Consider the following 18,761-nt stretch of genomic DNA (forward strand, 5'->3'; position numbering starts at 1 on the left):
AGAATGCGATCTGGTTATGGTTAATAACATCTGGTTATTTATTCTATTGAGCAATTTCCCAGTAACATCCAACCCTATAAATATAAGGAGTTACCAAATGAATAACTGGATTAAGGCTGCAATTGCGGCTATCGCACTCTCTGCTGCTACTGTTCAAGCTGCGACTGAAGTTAAAGTCGGCATGTCTGGTCGCTACTTCCCATTCACTTTCGTTAAACAAGACCAACTACAAGGTTTTGAAGTGGATTTATGGGATGAGATCGGTAAACGTAATGACTATAGCGTTGAATACGTGACTGCAAACTTCTCTGGTCTGTTCGGTCTTCTTGAAACGGGTCGAATCGATACGATTTCAAACCAAATTACAATCACGGATGCACGTAAAGCGAAATACCTATTCGCAGACCCATACGTAGTAGACGGCGCACAAATTACCGTTCGTAAAGGTAATGACAGCATTCAAGGCATCGAAGACCTTGATGGCAAGACGGTTGCAGTAAACCTTGGTTCAAACTTTGAGCAACTATTACGCAGCTACGATAAAGATGGCAAAATCAATGTGAAAACCTACGATACGGGTATTGAGCATGATGTTGCACTGGGTCGTGCCGATGCATTCGTTATGGATCGCCTATCAGCACTAGAGCTTATTAAGAAGACTGGTCTACCATTACAGCTAGCAGGACAACCATTCGAGACTATCGAGAATGCATGGCCTTTCGTAAACAACGACAACGGCAAAAAACTGCAAGCTGAAGTAAACCAAGCACTCGCAGCAATGCGTGAAGATGGTACGCTAGAGAGCATCTCTCAAAAATGGTTCGGTGCGGACATTACTAAGAAGTAATTACTCACTCAACGCATTCAGAGCCCACTGCTTATACAGCGGTGGGCTTTTTGCTTATGTGTACTGATTAAAAAGCCTGATATAACAGTATTTCCAAACAATACTTCCAATAAAAATATGAGATAGATTATGGGATTTGACTTTAACTACATGCTAGGTCTGTTGCCAATACTGCTGAAGTATTTAGGCACCACTATGGAGATGGCAATCTGGGGCTTATTTTTCGCTCTGATTCTATCTTTGATACTGGCGAACATTCGTGTATTCAAAATCCCAGTACTCGACCAACTGAGCCAGTTGTATATTAGCTTCTTCCGAGGCACGCCACTGTTGGTACAACTGTTCCTTCTATACTACGGCCTACCCCAGGTATTTCCATGGATGGTTGGACTCGATGCGTTCGGCGCCGCGGTTATCGGCTTAACCTTGCACTTTGCAGCCTACATGGCTGAAAGTATTCGTGCTGCCATAATCGGTATCGATCGTAGCCAAATGGAAGCCAGCCTCTCAGTCGGTATGACAACCAGCCAAGCTATGCGTCGAGTGATCTTGCCGCAGGCTACCCGTGTGGCACTGCCGTCTTTGATGAACTATTTCATCGACATGATCAAGTCAACTTCCCTTGCCTTCACCTTAGGTGTGGCTGAAATCATGGCCAAAGCTCAAATGGAAGCATCTTCAAGTTTCCGCTTCTTTGAGGCTTTCCTAGCGGTTGCGCTGATTTATTGGGGCGTGGTGGTTATCCTCACTCGTATTCAAATCTGGGCCGAAGTGAAACTGAATAAGGCATATGTACGATGATCAAATTAGAAAATATCCACAAGCAGTTTGGTGACACCGAAGTTCTTAAAGGGATCGACCTAGAAATCAATCAAGGTGAGATAATTGTCATCATAGGTTCAAGTGGTACGGGTAAGTCTACACTGCTGCGCTGCGTTAACTTTCTCGAGCAAGCCGATCAAGGCAAGATTTCCATCGATGATATTAACGTTGATGTAAAAAAACACACCAAAGCCGAGGTACTCGCACTGCGTCGTAAGACCGGTTTTGTGTTCCAAAACTACGCGCTATTTGCTCACCAAACGGCAAAGCAGAATATTGCAGAAGGTTTGATTACCGTTCGTGGTTGGAAAAAGCAGCAAGCTCATGAAAAAGCACAACAAATATTAGATGATATCGGTTTAGGTGACAGAGCAGATAGCTACCCAGCAGCGCTTTCTGGTGGGCAGCAACAACGTGTTGGCATTGGCCGAGCAATGGCCCTTCAACCAGAGCTTTTATTGTTCGATGAGCCGACTTCAGCGCTCGATCCTGAGTGGGTTGGTGAAGTACTTAACCTAATGAAAAAATTGGCAAATCAGCATCAAACCATGCTGGTGGTCACCCATGAAATGCAATTTGCTAAAGAGGTTGCAGACCGAGTGATCTTCATGGCTGATGGCCATATTGTCGAACAGGGATCTCCACAGGATATTTTTGGTAATCCACAGGATCCTAAATTACAAAAATTCTTAAATAAGGTCGGGATCGACTAAGGATCCTTGTGATTTTAGTTATTCTACGTATAATCCCCCGACCGGAATTTTAGTTAACCCAATCATTGACACTTTTTGTGACAGTGATTACAATTCCGCCTCTTTGTTGAGAGGCGTCGGTTTTCCTTTCTTATATAAAGAAGAGAAAAAATGCCCACGCCGGGTTTAACAAAAACCTAAAACTACTGATCAGTAAGGTAATTACAATGAAACGCACTTTTCAACCTACAGTTCTAAAGCGTAAGCGTACACACGGTTTCCGTGCTCGCATGGCTACTAAGAACGGTCGCGCAACAATCAATGCACGTCGTGCAAAAGGCCGTAAGCGTCTTTCTAAGTAATCTTTGATTATTTTGAATAAGCTAGCCTTCGGTCGGGAGTTACGCTTGTTAACTCCCGAACATTATCAGAATGTCTTCAAGCAAGCTCATCGAGCCGGCTCCCCTCATTTCACCATCATTGCCCGAAATAACTCTCTTTCAAATCCTCGCCTTGGATTAGCTGTTCCGAAAAAGCAGATTAAAACCGCCGTGGGTCGTAACCGATTCAAGCGTCTTACTCGTGAAAGCTTTCGTAACACTCAACACAAACTTCCTAACAAAGATTTTGTTGTAATCGCTAAAAAGAGCGCGCAAGATTTAAGCAATGAAGAAATGTTCAAGCTACTCGACAAATTATGGCTTCGCCTGTCTCGCCCTTCGCGTGGATAGCGCTAATACCCATCTATTTTTATAGATGGTTTATTAGTCCACTCATCGGCCCACGCTGCCGATTTACTCCAACCTGCTCTTTATATGCGATAGAAGCGTTGAAAGCTCACGGTTTTGTAAAAGGGTGTTGGTTATCAGGCAAACGTCTATTAAAATGCCATCCTTTGAACGAAGGGGGCTTCGACCCCGTTCCACCGGTCCAAAAACAAGACAGAGATAAATAACGATGGATTCTCAACGTAATATCCTGTTAATCGCACTGGCATTGGTTTCTTTTCTACTGTTCCAACAATGGAACGTAGCTCAGAACCCAGCACCACAAGCGGTTGAGCAGGCACAATCTGGCAGCACCCTACCAGCGCCATCTTATGCAGATGATCTAGACCCAACTCCGGGCCAAGTTGCTTCTGCAAAAACTATCACAGTAACAACTGATGTACTGACTCTGTCAATTGATACGGTTGGTGGTGATGTCGTTAAAGCAAATCTAAATGATTACTCTGCTGAGTTTGATTCTGAAGATACGTTTGTTCTTCTTAAGAACGAACCAGGTCACCAATTTATCGCACAAAGCGGTCTAGTGGGTCCTCAAGGTATCGACCTAAGCAGCACAAACCGCCCAAGCTACACAGTTTCAGCAGACAGCTTCACGCTTGCTGATGGTCAGGATGAACTACGCATCCCGATGACTTACCAAGCGAACGGCCTTGATTACACGAAAACATTCATTCTTAAGCGTGGCAGCTACGCAATGGATGTTGAATACGATGTAGTCAACAACTCTGGTAACAACGCGACATTCGGCATGTACGCTCACCTACGTCAAAACGTTATGGATGACGGCGGTAGCTTAACAATGCCAACTTACCGTGGTGGTGCTTACTCTACGGAAGATACGCGTTACAAAAAATACAGCTTCGACGACATGCAAGATCGCAACCTGTCTCTTAACCTAGCAAATGGTCAAGGTTGGGCAGCGATGATTCAGCACTACTTTGCAAGTGCTTGGATCCCACGCGACGAAGCAGGCAGCAACCTTTACACTCGTGTAATTGGTAACCTTGGCGACATTGGTGTTCGCATGCCGAACAAAACCATCGCTACTGGCGACGAAGCAAGCTTCAAAGCAACGCTTTGGGTTGGTCCTAAACTTCAAGACCAAATGGCTGCAGTTGCACCAAACCTAGACCTAGTAGTTGACTACGGTTGGCTATGGTTCATTGCTAAACCACTTCATACTCTGCTTTCGTTCATTCAAGGCATCGTTGTGAACTGGGGTCTAGCAATCATCTGTCTAACGTTTATCGTTCGTGGTGCGATGTACCCACTAACGAAAGCTCAGTACACGTCTATGGCGAAAATGCGTATGCTTCAGCCTAAGCTGACAGCAATGCGTGAGCGTATTGGCGACGACCGTCAACGCATGAGCCAAGAAATGATGGAGCTGTACAAGAAAGAGAAAGTAAACCCACTTGGTGGCTGTTTACCTATCATCTTGCAAATGCCGATCTTCATTTCGCTATACTGGGCACTAATGGAGTCTGTTGAACTGCGTCACTCACCGTTCTTCGGTTGGATTACTGACCTTTCAGCACAAGACCCATACTACATCTTGCCACTTCTGATGGGTGCTTCAATGTTCCTAATCCAGAAGATGAGCCCGACTACTGTAACGGATCCAATGCAGCAGAAAATCATGACCTTTATGCCGGTTATGTTTACTTTCTTCTTCTTGTTCTTCCCTTCAGGTCTGGTTCTTTACTGGCTAGTATCGAACATCGTAACTCTGATTCAGCAAACGCTTATCTACCGCGCGCTGGAAAAGAAAGGCTTACACTCTAAGTAAGTTCGATAACAGAAAGAGATAAAAGAAAGGCGACCAAAAGGTCGCCTTTTTGTTTTGAGCTGATTACAATTCAGCTAATTGATTAATCGTGAACGCCCCCTTTGGCCTTCACATGCTAGCAGGCACAACTATGACTACAGATACGATTGTTGCTCAAGCGACTGCGCCAGGGCGTGGTGGCGTCGGTATTATCCGCGTTTCAGGCCCACAAGCCGCTCAAGTCGCGCTTGAAGTAACAGGCAAAGTACTAAAACCGCGCTATGCCGAGTACCTGCCTTTTAAATCTCACAATGGCACCGAACTCGACCAAGGTATTGCACTTTACTTCCCTAACCCACATTCGTTCACAGGCGAAGATGTGTTAGAGCTGCAAGGCCACGGTGGTCCTGTGGTTATGGACATGCTGATCAAACGTATCCTATCCATCTCTGGTGTACGTGCCGCGCGTCCTGGTGAGTTCTCTGAACGTGCCTTCTTGAACGACAAGATGGACTTAACACAAGCAGAAGCGATTGCCGACCTGATTGACGCAAGCTCAGAAGAAGCAGCGAAATCAGCACTACAATCCCTGCAAGGTGAATTCTCTAAACGCATTAATACACTGGTAGATTCTCTGATTTACTTAAGAATCTACGTTGAAGCGGCGATTGATTTCCCAGAAGAAGAAATTGATTTTCTGGCTGACGGTAAAGTAAGTACTGACTTACAAGCTATCATTGATAACCTAGAAGCTGTGCGCCAAGAAGCCAATCAGGGCTCCATTATGCGTGAAGGCATGAAGGTCGTGATTGCAGGCCGCCCAAATGCGGGGAAATCAAGCCTATTGAATGCGCTGTCGGGTAAAGAATCTGCCATTGTGACCGATATTGCGGGAACGACACGTGATGTACTGCGTGAACATATCCATATTGACGGCATGCCACTGCACATTATTGATACTGCAGGCCTGCGTGATGCTTCCGATGAAGTAGAAAAAATCGGTATTGAACGCGCTTGGGAAGAAATTGCACAAGCAGACCGCGTATTATTTATGGTGGATGGCACAACAACAACGGCAACGGACCCTAAAGAAATTTGGCCAGATTTCGTTGATCGTCTACCCAATAACATCGGTATGACGGTGATCCGTAACAAAGCGGATCAAACCAGTGAAGAACTCGGGATCTGCCATGTAAATGATCCGACTCTGATCCGTCTATCTGCAAAAACAGGTGAAGGTGTCGATGCCCTACGTAGCCATCTTAAAGAGTGCATGGGCTTTGCTGGTGGCAACGAAGGTGGCTTTATGGCACGTCGCCGCCACTTAGATGCCCTAGAACGCGCATCGGAACACCTTGATATTGGGCAGCAACAGCTTGAAGGTTACATGGCCGGAGAGATATTAGCGGAAGAGCTCAGAATCACCCAACAGCACCTCAATGAGATCACTGGCGAGTTCAGTTCAGATGATTTATTAGGTCGTATATTTTCTTCATTCTGTATCGGTAAATAACCATAAAGGCTGGCTTACGCTGGCCTTTTCTTTTGTAAGGACAGCTTAATGATCCACATTATTACTGGCAGCACCTTAGGTGGCGCTGAATACGTTGGCGATCACCTTAACGATCTTCTAGAGGCTCAAGGGCACGAGATCGAGCTTCATAATCAGCCAGAATACAACAATATTCCGCAGCAAGGTACTTGGTTAGTGGTGACATCGACGCATGGTGCGGGTGAGTTTCCTGATAATATCCAACCTTTGATCAAGTCATTGAATCAAGAATCTCCAGATTTAAGCGCGATTCGCTTTGCTGTGGTTGCTCTTGGTGACTCAAGCTACGACACCTTCTGTTCTGCAGGCCAGTCTGCTTATTCGCTTCTAGAAAAGCTTGGTGCTCAGCCTATTTCAGCGTGTTTTACCATCGATGTTCTTGAAACACCGGTTCCTGAGGATGCTGCAGAGGATTGGTTTAACGATCATAGTGACCAGTTTTAACTCCTCAATCTTCTAAAAAGCGGCTTATGCCGCTTTTTTTGTCTCTGAATATCGTGATTGTGAATAACTTTTTTGAAAATAAATCGAAATACATGTCATTTTTTTCAATTTTCTCTGTGGATAAGATCATAAATATACGGTTATTAACCTATAGTTATCCAAATAACAACTTTCTAGGTAATTTCCCCTTGTGTATAAGTAGCCATTTTGATCCCAGCTAATCCTCATCATGATCAAAGTTAGATCACATCCTTTGATCCAAAAAAGATCCATGATCTTGTTGATCATTTTTGACTTATCCACAGATACCCTCGATCCTAATAATAGATCTAATAAAAGATCTCTTTAAAGATCTTATCTATATTAATTAAAAACAGCTTTCTCGAAAAATTCCAAAAACGTTTTCTCAAGCTATGAAAACAGGTAGAATATCGCTCCTTTTTATCAATCTAGAAACGTTTGAGTACCTGAGGTCGGTTCATGCTTTATCACGAAAAATTTGACGTCATCGTTGTTGGTGGTGGCCATGCAGGAACGGAAGCCGCACTCGCATCTGCACGTACTGGTCAAAGTACGTTATTACTAACTCATAATATCGATACGTTGGGACAGATGTCTTGCAACCCAGCCATTGGCGGGATCGGTAAGGGCCACTTGGTAAAAGAGGTCGATGCTATGGGTGGATTAATGGCGCAAGCTATTGATCATGCAGGTATTCAGTTCAGAACATTAAACGCATCAAAAGGCCCTGCGGTACGTGCAACTCGTGCACAAGCTGACCGCGCACTTTACAAAGCCTTTGTCCGTAATGTTCTTGAAAACACACCAAACCTAACTCTGTTCCAACAGTCGGTTGATGACTTGATCGTTGAACAAGATCAAGTGGTGGGTGTGGTTACGCAAATGGGCCTCAAATTCCGCGCTAACGCTGTGGTCTTAACGGTAGGCACATTCCTAGGCGGTAAGATCCATATTGGTATGGAAAGTTCATCGGGTGGACGTGCGGGTGATCCACCATCGATCGCGCTTGCTGACCGTCTTCGTGATCTTCCATTTCGTGTTGATCGCCTGAAAACGGGTACACCTCCTCGCATCGATGCACGCAGCGTTGATTTTTCTGAGCTTGAGGTTCAACACGGCGATAATCCGACTCCGGTTTTCTCATTCATGGGTAACCGAGCTCAGCAGCCGCGTCAGATTCCATGTTACATCACGCACACTAACGAAAATACGCATGACGTTATTCGTGCCAATCTCGATCGCAGCCCGATGTACGCAGGTGTGATTGAAGGTATTGGCCCTCGTTACTGTCCGTCGATTGAAGACAAAGTGATGCGCTTTGCTGATAAAAACAGTCACCAAATTTTCATTGAGCCTGAAGGCCTAACGACGCACGAGTTATACCCGAATGGTATTTCAACCAGTTTGCCGTTTGATGTTCAGGTAAAAATCGTTCACTCAATGAAAGGTTTTGAGAACGCACACATCGTTCGTCCTGGCTACGCGATTGAGTACGATTTCTTTGACCCTCGCGATCTTAAACTGACTTACGAAACCAAGTTTATTAAGGGTCTGTTCTTTGCGGGGCAAATCAATGGCACCACTGGCTACGAAGAAGCTGCAGCACAAGGCTTAATGGCCGGTTTGAATGCGAGTTTGTTTACGCAAGGCAAAGAGGGCTGGAGCCCACGCCGCGATCAAGCTTACATGGGTGTACTTATCGATGATTTGTCGACAATGGGTACCAAAGAACCGTACCGCATGTTTACATCTCGCGCCGAATATCGCTTGTTGCTACGTGAAGACAACGCCGATATCCGTTTGACTGAAAAGTCACGTGAACTTGGCTTGGTCGACGATGCTCGTTGGACGCGATTCAACGAGAAGATGGAAAACATGGAGAAAGAGCGTCAACGTCTTAAAGAAACATGGATTAATCCAAAATCTGAAGATATTGATCAATTGAACCAGATCCTTAAAACACCAATGTCTCGTGAAGCGAGTGGTGAAGATCTTCTTCGTCGTCCTGAAATGACTTATTCACAGCTAACGTCGTTGGATCGTTTCGGTCCTGCACTGGAAGATCAACAAGCCTCAGAGCAAGTTGAGATCCAAGTTAAGTACGATGGTTATATCCAGCGTCAACAAGATGAAATTGAAAAATCACTGCGTCATGAAAACACCAAACTGCCGGCTGACATCGATTACAGCAAGGTAAAAGGGCTTTCTAACGAAGTGGTTCTAAAACTAACTACCGCTAAACCTGACTCGATCGGTATTGCATCACGTATCTCTGGTATTACGCCTGCTGCAATCTCGATTTTGTTGGTTTATCTGAAAAAGCACGGCCTATTGAAAAAAGGTGAGGAAGCATAATGAGCGTATTACGCGAAAAACTGGATCACCTGATTGGCCAGACTGAACTTGAAGTATCGGAAAAACAACGTGGCCAATTAGTGGGCTACGTTGAGTTACTCAATAAATGGAACAAGGCTTATAATTTAACGTCTGTTCGTGACCCGCAAGAAATGATGGTGAAACATATCTTAGATAGCATCATTGTTAGCACTCACTTACAAGGCAAGCGCTTTATTGATGTAGGTACAGGCCCTGGTCTTCCTGGGATTCCGCTCTCAATCATGAACCCTGACTGCGAGTTTTACTTGCTCGATAGCCTAGGCAAGCGTATTCGTTTTATTAAACAAGTTATTCATGAATTGGGCATCGACAACGTTGTTCCAGTACAAAGCCGTGTTGAAGAATTTCAACCAGAAGAAAAGTTTGATGCAGTGCTCAGCCGTGCGTTTGCTTCAATGACAGACATGGTAGAGTGGTGTCATCATTTACCTAAAGAGCAATCCGGTGTATTTTTGGCTCTTAAGGGACAACATCCTAGAGACGAAATCGACCTGTTACCTGAATGGTGTTCAGTGACAGACATCAAAGCTTTGCAAGTGCCAGAGCTTGATGGAGAGCGTCATTTAGTTACTTTATCGCGTCAGGGATAATCAGCGAGGCCATAGTGGGTAGAATTGTAGCAATTGCCAACCAGAAAGGTGGCGTAGGAAAAACAACAACTTGTGTTAACTTAGCAGCATCAATGGCGGCAACTAAACGCAAGATATTGGTTGTTGACCTCGACCCTCAAGGTAATGCCACTATGGCGAGTGGTGTCGACAAATATCAGGTTGAAGCAACTGCTTACGATTTGCTAGTTGAAGACAGCCCATTTGATGAGGTAGTTTGCCGAAGTACATCTGGTAATTACGATCTCATCGCTGCAAACGGTGACGTTACGGCAGCAGAAATCAAGCTGATGGAAGTGTTTGCTCGCGAAGTTCGCCTAAAGAACGCGCTGGCATCCATTCGCAGTAACTATGATTTCATCTTTATTGATTGTCCACCGTCATTGAATCTTCTTACAATCAATGCGATGGCTGCGGCCGATTCCGTTTTGGTTCCTATGCAATGTGAATACTTTGCTCTAGAAGGTTTGACTGCATTGATGGATACCATCAGTAAACTTGCAGCTGTAGTAAACGAGGATCTGAAGATCGAAGGTCTTCTACGTACAATGTATGATCCTCGTAACCGCTTATCGAATGAAGTCTCTGATCAACTCAAAAAACACTTCGGTAATAAAGTCTACCGAACTGTGATCCCTCGTAATGTGCGTCTGGCAGAAGCGCCAAGTCATGGCAAGCCAGCAATGTACTACGACAAATATTCCGCAGGTGCTAAAGCATACCTTGCTCTGGCAGGCGAAATGTTGCGTCGTGAAGAAGTCCCAGTATAAGTCTAACCAAAGGAATTCGCTCAATGTCTAAGCGTGGTTTAGGAAAAGGGCTAGATGCATTGCTTGCAACTAGCTCGTTGGCTCGTGAAAAACAACAAGTTGCTTCTCATAGCCAGGCTTTGTCTGCTGATGGAGAACTGATTGAGATTGCTGTTGGTTGTTTAAAGCCAGGTGTATATCAACCGCGTAAGGATATTGCGCCAGAAGCGCTAGAAGAGTTGGCTGCTTCAATCCAATCTCAAGGCATTATTCAGCCGATTGTTGTACGCCATTTAACGCAGGACCAGTTTGAGATTATCGCTGGTGAACGTCGTTGGAGAGCCGCTCGTCAAGCCGGTCTTAAGCAGGTTCCATGTCTGGTCAAGAAAGTTGCAGATAAGGCCGCCATTGCAATGGCATTGATCGAGAATATTCAGCGCGAAGACCTGAATGTGATCGAGGAAGCGCAGGCTCTTGAACGTTTACAGAACGAATTTGAACTAACGCACCAAAAGGTGGCTGATGTGATAGGTAAATCTCGCGCAACCGTGAGTAACCTACTGCGTCTTAACCAATTGGCTGAGCCGGTAAAGGCGTTGGTCGTGTCAAAGCAACTTGAAATGGGCCATGCTCGTGCATTACTAGCACTTGAAGGCGATGTTCAGGTAGAAGCGGCTAATACCGCGGCAAGCAAACAAATGACCGTGCGTCAAACTGAGCAACTCGTCAAAAAGTGCTTAAAACCAGAGGTTGAGTCTGAATCGAAGCCCGAGGACAAAGAAGCCATCGAACTTTCACGAAGACTCACGGAAAAATTGCAAGCAAACGTTTCAGTTACTCGTTCTGTTAGCGGTAAGTCAAAAGTGACAATTACTCTTGATGAGCCTCACAAATTAGAGCAACTTATTGCTAAACTAGATTACTAAATGAGATAATTGATTTAGGTCAATTATGTAATAAACAAGTAATTTCGTACAAAAGTTGTCGGTTTGTATGCAAAAATGTAAATGATTGCTGCATTGTGATTGCAATCAATTTGGCTGAACGTATAATTTTCGCCAATTTCTCAGCACGCTTTGAAGCGAGTGGTAAAGTGGGCTTAAAGAGGAACGAATACATGGTAGCGGCGTTAGCAAGACCAGGACGAGTGCTTGCAAAGCAAATGTTATTGATCGAGCTTAGCGCGGTTATATTAGTGGCGATAGGGTTAGGTTTAGCTGTTAATCCTGATTGGGGTTTTGCTGCATTAATCGGTGGCGGTATTTTTGTCATCGCGAATGTAGTTTTTTGTGTGTGTGCTTTCCTATTTTGTGGAGCTCGCGCAACTAAGTTAGTTGCGGCGTCGTTCTATGCTGGTGAAGTGCTCAAAATCTTAATCACAGTTTTACTATTCTCTATTGTCTACATGTATATGCAGGTGGAATTAATTCCCCTCAAACTGACCTATTTACTGGTTCTAGGTATTAATATCTTTGCGCCAGTGCTTTTCATTAACAATAAAAAATAGGATGAGTTATGGCTGCGCCAACAGCATCCGGATACATTGAACACCATTTACAAAACCTTTCTTTAGCTAAGTTTGGTCTTGTAGAGGAAACAAGTTTCTGGAACGTACATATAGACAGTCTGTTTTTTTCTGTGCTGACAGGGGTGTTATTCCTTTGGGTTTTTCGCTCAGTCGCTAAGAAAGCAACAGTAGGTGTACCTGGTAAGCTTCAGTGTTTTGTTGAAATGGTAGTGGAATTCGTTGGCGACAACGTTAAAGAAACTTTCCATGGCCGCAATCCTCTGGTAGCTCCATTAGCACTGACTATATTCTGCTGGATTATCATAATGAACTTGATGGACTTAGTGCCTATCGATTTCTTACCGTATCCTGCAGAGCATTGGCTAGGTATCCCTTACTTGAAAGTGGTTCCTACAGCTGATGTAAATATAACAATGGCAATGGCTTTAGGTGTTTTTGCTCTGATGATCTACTACAGCATCAAAGTGAAAGGCTTAGGCGGATTTGCTAAAGAATTGGCACTGCATCCATTTAATCACCCAATCATGATTCCATTTAACTTGGTACTTGAGGTAATTTCGTTATTAGCGAAGCCACTATCTCTAGGTATGCGTTTATTTGGTAATATGTTTGCGGGTGAGGTGGTGTTTATTCTTATCGCGGCAATGCTACCGTGGTACTTACAATGGGTAGGTGCACTACCTTGGGCTATCTTCCATATCTTGGTTATTTTGATTCAAGCGTTTGTTTTCATGATGTTGACAATCGTTTATCTATCAATGGCCCATGAAGATAGTGATCACTAAAAAAATTTTTAAGCTTTATTCTAACTATTAATGTTAATCGGAGAACGTAAATGGAAACTGTACTAAGTTTTTCAGCAATCGCTGTTGCTATCATTGTTGGTCTTTGTGCCGTAGGTACTGCAATTGGTTTTGCTATTCTTGGTGGTAAATTCCTAGAAGGCGCTGCGCGTCAACCTGAAATGGCTCCAATGCTACAAGTTAAGATGTTCATCATCGCTGGTCTACTGGATGCTGTTCCAATGATCGGTATCGTAATCGCACTACTATTCACGTTTGCTAACCCATTTGTAAGTCAGCTAGCAGGCTAATTAACTCTCAATAGTTAATTAAATTTTTGTAGTTGATTCTTAACGAGGAGTAGCTGTTGTGAATATGAACGCAACTCTGTTAGGTCAAGCAATTGCTTTTTCGCTGTTTGTTTGGTTCTGCATGAAATATGTATGGCCACCAATTATGCAAGCAATTGAAGAACGTCAGAAAAAAATTGCTGACGGTCTTGTAGCCGCTGAACGCGCTGCTAAAGACTTGAACCTGGCACAAGCCAACGCTTCTGAGCAAATGAAGGAAGCGAAGCGCACTGCAACTGAGGTTATTGATCAGGCAAACAAACGTAAAGCTCAGATTATTGATGAAGCGCGCGAAGAGGCTCAGGCAGAACGCCAGAAGATCTTAACGCAAGCTGAAGCTGAAATTGAAGCTGAACGCACACGTGCCCGTGATGACCTGCGCAAACAAGTCGCAACTCTGGCTATAGCTGGTGCTGAGAAAATCCTTGAGCGTACTATCGATAAAGATGTACACAATGATCTTCTTAACAACATTACTGCAAAACTTTAAAGCAAGGGGCTGTATATGTCTGATTTGACTACAATCGCACGCCCCTATGCTAAAGCAGCGTTTGACTTTGCGGTAGATAAAGGTGAGCTAGACCAATGGGGTCAAATGCTTACTTTTGCTGCCGAAGTGGCACAAAATGATGATGTTCATAATTTATTAAGCAGTTCTATGACTGCTGAAAAGTTAGCTGAAGTATTCATTGTAATTTGTGGCGAACAATTTGATGAATTCGGTCAGAACTTAATTAAAGTGATGGCAGAGAATGGTCGTTTAATGGCCTTTCCTGATGTTTGCAAACAGTTCTTATTGCTTAAACAAGAGCATGAGAAAGAAATCGACGTTGAAGTAACTTCAGCCGTTGAGCTTTCTGAAGAACAACGTTCAAGCATCATCAGCAAATTGGAACTGCGCCTAGCGCGCAAAGTTCAGCTGAATTGCAGTATAGATGAGACTCTACTTAGTGGAGTTATTATTCGAGCCGGAGACCTAGTCATCGATAACTCAGCGCGCAGTCGTTTAGACCGCCTGAGCGATGCATTGCAGTCTTAATGGGGATTGGAGCATGCAACTTAATTCCACTGAAATTAGCGATCTAATTAAACAACGTATTGAATCTTTCGACGTTGTTAGTGAAGCTCGCAATGAAGGTACTATCGTTTCTGTAAGCGATGGCATCCTTAGCATCCACGGCCTAGCGGACGTGATGCAAGGTGAAATGATCGAACTACCGGGTGGCCGTTACGCGCTAGCACTAAACTTGAACCGTGATTCGGTTGGTGCTGTTGTAATGGGCCCGTATGCTGACCTACAGGAAGGCATGAAAGTTACAGGTACTGGTCGTATTCTTGAAGTACCAGTAGGTCCTGAAATGCTTGGTCGTGTTGTAAACACGCTAGGTGAGCCAATTGATGGTAAAGGTCCTATCGAAGCGAAACTAACTTCGCCTGTAGAAATTATCGCACCAGGTGTAATCGACCGTAAATCGGTAGATCAACCTGTTCAAACTGGTTACAAGTCAGTTGACTCAATGATCCCTATCGGTCGTGGTCAACGTGAACTAGTAATCGGTGACCGTCAGACTGGTAAAACAGCAATGGCGATCGATGCGATTATCAACCAGAAAGACTCTGGTATTTTCTCTATCTACGTAGCTATCGGCCAAAAAGCGTCGACTATTGCTAACGTAGTTCGCAAACTAGAAGAGCACGGCGCACTGGCTAACACTGTTGTTGTTGTTGCATCGGCTTCTGAATCTGCAGCGCTGCAATACCTTGCACCGTATGCTGGTTGTGCGATGGGTGAATACTTCCGTGATCGCGGCGAAGATGCTCTGATTGTTTATGATGATCTATCTAAGCAAGCGGTAGCTTACCGTCAAATTTCACTACTACTTAAGCGTCCACCTGGCCGTGAAGCGTTCCCTGGTGATGTTTTCTACCTTCACTCTCGTCTACTAGAGCGTGCTGCTCGTGTAAGCGAAGCATACGTAGAAAAGTTCACTAACGGTGAAGTGACAGGCAAGACTGGTTCTTTAACTGCTCTACCTATCATCGAAACGCAAGCTGGTGACGTATCTGCATTCGTACCAACGAACGTAATCTCGATTACTGATGGTCAGATCTTCCTACAAACTGAACTATTCAACGCGGGCGTACGTCCAGCTGTTGACCCTGGTATCTCAGTTTCTCGTGTAGGTGGTTCGGCGCAGACTAAAATCATCAAGAAGCTATCTGGCGGTATCCGTACTGCTCTAGCTCAATACCGTGAACTTGCAGCATTTGCACAGTTCTCATCGGATCTTGATGAAGCGACCAAAAAGCAACTAGACCACGGTCAAAAAGTTACAGAACTGATGAAGCAGAAACAATATGCTCCTATGTCTGTATTTGACCAAGCTCTAGTAATCTTCGCTGCAGAGCGTGGATACCTTCAAGACGTAGAACTGTCTAAAGTTCTAGATTTTGAAGCTGCTTTACTGTCGTTTGCTCGTGGTCAATACGCTGATCTAGCAACACAGATCGACGCAACGGGTGCTTTCAACAAAGAAATCGAAGCTGAGCTGAAAAAGCTTGTTGACGATTTCAAGGCAACCCAGACCTGGTAATTGGTAGGTGGTCTTAGGGCCACCTCATACCATTAACGGAGAGTAACGATGGCCGGCGCAAAAGAGATACGTAATAAAATCGGTAGTGTTAAAAGCACACAGAAGATTACGAAAGCAATGGAAATGGTAGCAGCTTCAAAAATGCGTCGTTCTCAAGACGCAATGGAAGCTACTCGTCCATATGCAGAAACAATGCGTAAAGTGATCGGTCATTTGGCTAATGGTAGCCTCGAGTATAAGCATCCTTATCTTGAGGAACGTGAAGCCAAACGTGTTGGTTACATCATCGTTTCTACAGACCGTGGTCTTTGTGGTGGTTTGAACATTAACTTGTTCAAGAAAGCTATGAATGACATGAAAGATTGGTCTGAGAAAGGTGCTGATGTAGAGCTTGCAATTGTAGGTTCTAAAGCAACAGCATTTTTCAATAACAGCGGCGCGAAAGTAGCAGCTCAAGTTTCTGGTCTGGGCGATCGTCCAAGCCTTGAAGACTTGATTGGCTCTGTAAGCGTTATGCTGAAGAAATATGATGAAGGTGAATTGGATCGCCTGTTCGTAGTGTTTAACAGATTTGAAAACACTATGGTTCAAGAACCAACGATCGATCAATTACTTCCTTTGCCTAAATCAGACAGCGAAGACATGAAACGCGATCATGCTTGGGACTACATTTATGAGCCTGAGCCAAAACCATTACTAGATGCACTATTAGTTCGATACGTCGAATCTCAAGTGTATCAAGGTGTGGTAGAGAATCTTGCTTGTGAGCAAGCGGCTCGAATGATTGCAATGAAATCAGCAACAGATAACGCTGGTGACATTATTGATGACTTAGAACTTGTGTACAACAAAGCCCGTCAATCGGCGATTACACAAGAACTTTCTGAGATCGTTTCAGGCGCAGCTGCGGTTTAAGCTTAGGTAAAACTAAATAGTTAGAGGATTAACGATGGCTACAGGTAAGATCGTACAGATCATTGGTGCGGTAGTCGACGTAGAGTTCCCACAGGGCGAAGTACCTCGTGTATACGATGCTCTGAATGTTAATGAAGTGAAAGAGCGTCTAGTTCTTGAAGTTCAGCAACAACTTGGCGGTGGCGTAGTACGCGCAATCGTAATGGGTAGCTCTGATGGTTTACGTCGTGGTTTGACAGTTGAAAATACTGGCGCTCCAATCTCGGTACCAGTAGGTACTAAGACACTTGGTCGTATCATGAACGTCCTAGGTGACGCAATTGATGAGTGTGGTGAAATTGGTGCTGAAGAGCATTACGCAATTCACCGTGAAGCTCCAAGCTACGAAGAGCAGTCTAATGAGACTTCTCTTCTAGAAACTGGTGTTAAAGTAATCGACTTGATTTGTCCATTCGCTAAGGGTGGTAAAATCGGTCTATTCGGTGGTGCTGGTGTAGGTAAGACCGTTAACATGATGGAACTTATCAACAACATCGCACTTCAACACTCAGGCCTATCTGTATTTGCAGGTGTAGGTGAGCGTACTCGTGAAGGTAACGATTTCTACTTTGAGATGCAGGAAGCTGGTGTTGTAAACATCGAAAAACCTGAAGAATCAAAAGTAGCGATGGTTTACGGTCAGATGAACGAGCCACCAGGTAACCGTCTACGTGTTGCACTGACTGGTCTAACAATGGCAGAACGCTTCCGTGACGAAGGTCGTGACGTTCTACTGTTCGTTGATAACATCTACCGTTACACACTAGCAGGTACTGAAGTATCAGCACTTCTAGGTCGTATGCCTTCTGCGGTAGGTTACCAACCTACACTAGCTGAAGAAATGGGTGTTCTACAAGAGCGTATCACGTCAACTAAAGCTGGTTCTATCACGTCTGTACAGGCGGTATACGTACCTGCGGATGACTTGACTGACCCGTCTCCAGCAACAACGTTCGCTCACTTAGATGCAACGGTAGTACTTAACCGTAATATCGCATCTATGGGTCTATACCCAGCGATCGACCCGCTAGATTCTACTTCACGTCAACTGGATCCATTGGTAGTTGGACAAGAACACTACGACATCGCTCGTGGCGTTCAGTCTACACTTCAGCGCTATAAAGAGCTGAAAGATATCATTGCTATCCTAGGTATGGATGAGCTATCTGAAGAAGATAAGCAAGTCGTATCTCGTGCTCGTAAGATTGAGAAGTTCCTAACTCAGCCTTACCACGTAGCGGAAGTATTTACAGGTGACCCAGGCGTTTACGTACCTCTTAAAGAGACTCTACGTGGCTTCCAAGGTCTTCTATCTGGTGAATACGATGACATTCCAGAGCAAGCGTTTATGTACTGTGGTGCAATTGACGAAGCTATTGAGAATGCTAAGAAGCTATAAGGCTAACTAGGAGGCGATATGGCAGCAATAACCTTTCACCTAGACGTTGTAAGCGCAGAGAAACAACTTTTCTCTGGTCTTGTTGAAACGTTTCAGGTGACCGGTAGTGAGGGTGAGCTTGGTATTTTCCATGGTCACACTCCACTGCTGACCGCTATCAAGCCTGGTATGGTGCGTATTGTTAAGCAGCACGGCCACGAAGAAATTATTTATGTTTCTGGTGGTATGGTAGAAGTTCAACCTGGTACAGCGACTGTACTGGCTGATACGGCTATCCGTGGTGAAGAACTAGACGCAGCAAAGGCGGAAGAAGCTAAGCGCAAGGCTGTGGAGAATATCCAAAATCAGCATGGCGACATAGACTTCGCACAAGCGGCCGGTGAACTGGCTAAAGCCATTGCTCAGTTACGAGTTATCGAACTGACAAAACAGCGTCGCTAATCTTTTATAAGATTATAGACTCTGA

General features: G+C 44.5%; 22 protein-coding genes. All 22 read left to right on the forward strand.

Going from position 1 to position 18,761, the window contains the following annotated elements; translation table 11 throughout:
- The first annotated feature begins 97 nt into the window (after positions 1–97).
- The 22 genes from ED652_RS13015 (at position 98) to ED652_RS13125 (ending at position 18,736) form a co-directional block, all read left to right on the forward strand.
- Positions 98–847, forward strand: coding sequence for an amino acid ABC transporter substrate-binding protein (locus ED652_RS13015; RefSeq protein WP_065104230.1), 750 nt, complete (start codon positions 98–100; stop codon positions 845–847).
- A gap of 129 nt (positions 848–976) precedes the next feature.
- Positions 977–1,648 carry an amino acid ABC transporter permease gene (locus ED652_RS13020; protein WP_004735796.1) on the forward strand — a complete coding sequence of 224 codons (672 nt, stop codon included), beginning with the start codon at positions 977–979 and terminating at the stop codon, positions 1,646–1,648.
- Positions 1,645–2,382: an amino acid ABC transporter ATP-binding protein gene (locus ED652_RS13025; RefSeq protein WP_017111750.1), complete on the forward strand. Its 738-nt coding sequence runs from the start codon at positions 1,645–1,647 to the stop codon at positions 2,380–2,382. The genes ED652_RS13020 and ED652_RS13025 overlap by 4 nt, the downstream gene beginning before the upstream one ends.
- Positions 2,383–2,588: 206 nt before the next feature.
- Positions 2,589–2,723, forward strand: a complete 135-nt coding sequence (gene rpmH, locus ED652_RS13030) for a 50S ribosomal protein L34 (protein ID WP_004735800.1) — start codon at positions 2,589–2,591, stop codon at positions 2,721–2,723.
- A 45-nt stretch (positions 2,724–2,768) separates the two neighbouring features.
- Positions 2,769–3,092 (forward strand): ribonuclease P protein component, encoded by a 324-nt coding sequence (gene rnpA / locus ED652_RS13035; protein WP_017055478.1) that lies wholly within the window; start codon positions 2,769–2,771, stop codon positions 3,090–3,092.
- A complete protein-coding gene (gene yidD, locus ED652_RS13040) occupies positions 3,059–3,316 on the forward strand; it encodes a membrane protein insertion efficiency factor YidD (RefSeq protein ID WP_004735802.1) in 258 nt (85 codons plus the stop codon). Before rnpA ends, yidD begins: the two co-directional genes overlap by 34 nt.
- Positions 3,317–3,318: 2 nt before the next feature.
- Positions 3,319–4,938 (forward strand): membrane protein insertase YidC, encoded by a 1,620-nt coding sequence (gene yidC / locus ED652_RS13045; protein WP_122055102.1) that lies wholly within the window; start codon positions 3,319–3,321, stop codon positions 4,936–4,938.
- 130 nt (positions 4,939–5,068) lie between these two features.
- The gene (gene mnmE / locus ED652_RS13050; RefSeq protein ID WP_029223656.1) at positions 5,069–6,430 is read left to right on the forward strand and encodes a tRNA uridine-5-carboxymethylaminomethyl(34) synthesis GTPase MnmE; all 1,362 of its coding nucleotides are present in this window, start codon (positions 5,069–5,071) and stop codon (positions 6,428–6,430) included.
- Between the two features lie 48 nt (positions 6,431–6,478).
- Positions 6,479–6,913, forward strand: coding sequence for an FMN-binding protein MioC (mioC, locus tag ED652_RS13055; RefSeq protein WP_122055103.1), 435 nt, complete (start codon positions 6,479–6,481; stop codon positions 6,911–6,913).
- Between the two features lie 480 nt (positions 6,914–7,393).
- On the forward strand, positions 7,394–9,289 hold the full coding sequence (mnmG, locus tag ED652_RS13065; RefSeq protein WP_012605106.1) for a tRNA uridine-5-carboxymethylaminomethyl(34) synthesis enzyme MnmG: 1,896 nt from the start codon (positions 7,394–7,396) through the stop codon (positions 9,287–9,289).
- A complete protein-coding gene (gene rsmG, locus ED652_RS13070; protein WP_017107525.1) occupies positions 9,289–9,921 on the forward strand; it encodes a 16S rRNA (guanine(527)-N(7))-methyltransferase RsmG in 633 nt (210 codons plus the stop codon). The genes mnmG and rsmG overlap by 1 nt, the downstream gene beginning before the upstream one ends.
- Before the next feature lie 14 nt (positions 9,922–9,935).
- Complete coding sequence (locus tag ED652_RS13075; RefSeq protein WP_017111746.1) at positions 9,936–10,709, forward strand: ParA family protein; 774 nt, start codon at positions 9,936–9,938, stop codon at positions 10,707–10,709.
- Between the two features lie 23 nt (positions 10,710–10,732).
- The gene (locus ED652_RS13080) at positions 10,733–11,614 is read left to right on the forward strand and encodes a ParB/RepB/Spo0J family partition protein (RefSeq protein ID WP_122055104.1); all 882 of its coding nucleotides are present in this window, start codon (positions 10,733–10,735) and stop codon (positions 11,612–11,614) included.
- Positions 11,615–11,805: 191 nt separating this feature from the next.
- On the forward strand, positions 11,806–12,195 hold the full coding sequence (locus tag ED652_RS13085; protein ID WP_004735732.1) for a F0F1 ATP synthase subunit I: 390 nt from the start codon (positions 11,806–11,808) through the stop codon (positions 12,193–12,195).
- A gap of 8 nt (positions 12,196–12,203) precedes the next feature.
- Positions 12,204–13,001: a F0F1 ATP synthase subunit A gene (atpB, locus tag ED652_RS13090; RefSeq protein WP_004735733.1), complete on the forward strand. Its 798-nt coding sequence runs from the start codon at positions 12,204–12,206 to the stop codon at positions 12,999–13,001.
- A 50-nt stretch (positions 13,002–13,051) separates the two neighbouring features.
- Entirely contained in the window at positions 13,052–13,309 is a 258-nt protein-coding gene (atpE, locus tag ED652_RS13095) for a F0F1 ATP synthase subunit C (RefSeq protein ID WP_004735734.1), read from the forward strand.
- Between the two features lie 58 nt (positions 13,310–13,367).
- Entirely contained in the window at positions 13,368–13,838 is a 471-nt protein-coding gene (gene atpF / locus ED652_RS13100) for a F0F1 ATP synthase subunit B (RefSeq protein WP_017077303.1), read from the forward strand.
- Positions 13,839–13,853: 15 nt separating this feature from the next.
- Complete coding sequence (atpH, locus tag ED652_RS13105; RefSeq protein WP_017107529.1) at positions 13,854–14,387, forward strand: F0F1 ATP synthase subunit delta; 534 nt, start codon at positions 13,854–13,856, stop codon at positions 14,385–14,387.
- A gap of 13 nt (positions 14,388–14,400) precedes the next feature.
- Complete coding sequence (gene atpA, locus ED652_RS13110; protein WP_004735737.1) at positions 14,401–15,942, forward strand: F0F1 ATP synthase subunit alpha; 1,542 nt, start codon at positions 14,401–14,403, stop codon at positions 15,940–15,942.
- A 48-nt stretch (positions 15,943–15,990) separates the two neighbouring features.
- Positions 15,991–16,857, forward strand: a complete 867-nt coding sequence (gene atpG / locus ED652_RS13115; RefSeq protein ID WP_017107530.1) for a F0F1 ATP synthase subunit gamma — start codon at positions 15,991–15,993, stop codon at positions 16,855–16,857.
- Positions 16,858–16,891: 34 nt separating this feature from the next.
- Positions 16,892–18,295, forward strand: a complete 1,404-nt coding sequence (atpD, locus tag ED652_RS13120) for a F0F1 ATP synthase subunit beta (protein WP_017107531.1) — start codon at positions 16,892–16,894, stop codon at positions 18,293–18,295.
- Positions 18,296–18,313: 18 nt separating this feature from the next.
- A complete protein-coding gene (locus ED652_RS13125) occupies positions 18,314–18,736 on the forward strand; it encodes a F0F1 ATP synthase subunit epsilon (RefSeq protein WP_017107532.1) in 423 nt (140 codons plus the stop codon).
- Positions 18,737–18,761: the final 25 nt, after the last annotated feature.

This window comes from Vibrio sp. Evd11 (genome assembly GCF_900382755.1).
Classification (GTDB): domain Bacteria; phylum Pseudomonadota; class Gammaproteobacteria; order Enterobacterales; family Vibrionaceae; genus Vibrio; species Vibrio lentus.

Excerpts from the sequence above, each read along its gene's own strand:
- ED652_RS13015 (WP_065104230.1), top strand. The coding sequence starts at position 98 with ATGAATAACTGGATTAAGGCTGCAATTGCGGCTATCGCACTCTCTGCT.
- ED652_RS13020 (WP_004735796.1), top strand. The coding sequence starts at position 977 with ATGGGATTTGACTTTAACTACATGCTAGGTCTGTTGCCAATACTGCTG.
- ED652_RS13025 (WP_017111750.1), top strand. The coding sequence starts at position 1,645 with ATGATCAAATTAGAAAATATCCACAAGCAGTTTGGTGACACCGAAGTT.
- rpmH (WP_004735800.1), top strand. The coding sequence starts at position 2,589 with ATGAAACGCACTTTTCAACCTACAGTTCTAAAGCGTAAGCGTACACAC.
- yidD (WP_004735802.1), top strand. The coding sequence starts at position 3,059 with ATGGCTTCGCCTGTCTCGCCCTTCGCGTGGATAGCGCTAATACCCATC.
- yidC (WP_122055102.1), top strand. The coding sequence starts at position 3,319 with ATGGATTCTCAACGTAATATCCTGTTAATCGCACTGGCATTGGTTTCT.
- mnmE (WP_029223656.1), top strand. The coding sequence starts at position 5,069 with ATGACTACAGATACGATTGTTGCTCAAGCGACTGCGCCAGGGCGTGGT.
- mioC (WP_122055103.1), top strand. The coding sequence starts at position 6,479 with ATGATCCACATTATTACTGGCAGCACCTTAGGTGGCGCTGAATACGTT.
- mnmG (WP_012605106.1), top strand. The coding sequence starts at position 7,394 with ATGCTTTATCACGAAAAATTTGACGTCATCGTTGTTGGTGGTGGCCAT.
- rsmG (WP_017107525.1), top strand. The coding sequence starts at position 9,289 with ATGAGCGTATTACGCGAAAAACTGGATCACCTGATTGGCCAGACTGAA.
- ED652_RS13080 (WP_122055104.1), top strand. The coding sequence starts at position 10,733 with ATGTCTAAGCGTGGTTTAGGAAAAGGGCTAGATGCATTGCTTGCAACT.
- ED652_RS13085 (WP_004735732.1), top strand. The coding sequence starts at position 11,806 with ATGGTAGCGGCGTTAGCAAGACCAGGACGAGTGCTTGCAAAGCAAATG.
- atpB (WP_004735733.1), top strand. The coding sequence starts at position 12,204 with ATGGCTGCGCCAACAGCATCCGGATACATTGAACACCATTTACAAAAC.
- atpE (WP_004735734.1), top strand. The coding sequence starts at position 13,052 with ATGGAAACTGTACTAAGTTTTTCAGCAATCGCTGTTGCTATCATTGTT.
- atpH (WP_017107529.1), top strand. The coding sequence starts at position 13,854 with ATGTCTGATTTGACTACAATCGCACGCCCCTATGCTAAAGCAGCGTTT.
- atpA (WP_004735737.1), top strand. The coding sequence starts at position 14,401 with ATGCAACTTAATTCCACTGAAATTAGCGATCTAATTAAACAACGTATT.
- atpG (WP_017107530.1), top strand. The coding sequence starts at position 15,991 with ATGGCCGGCGCAAAAGAGATACGTAATAAAATCGGTAGTGTTAAAAGC.
- atpD (WP_017107531.1), top strand. The coding sequence starts at position 16,892 with ATGGCTACAGGTAAGATCGTACAGATCATTGGTGCGGTAGTCGACGTA.
- ED652_RS13125 (WP_017107532.1), top strand. The coding sequence starts at position 18,314 with ATGGCAGCAATAACCTTTCACCTAGACGTTGTAAGCGCAGAGAAACAA.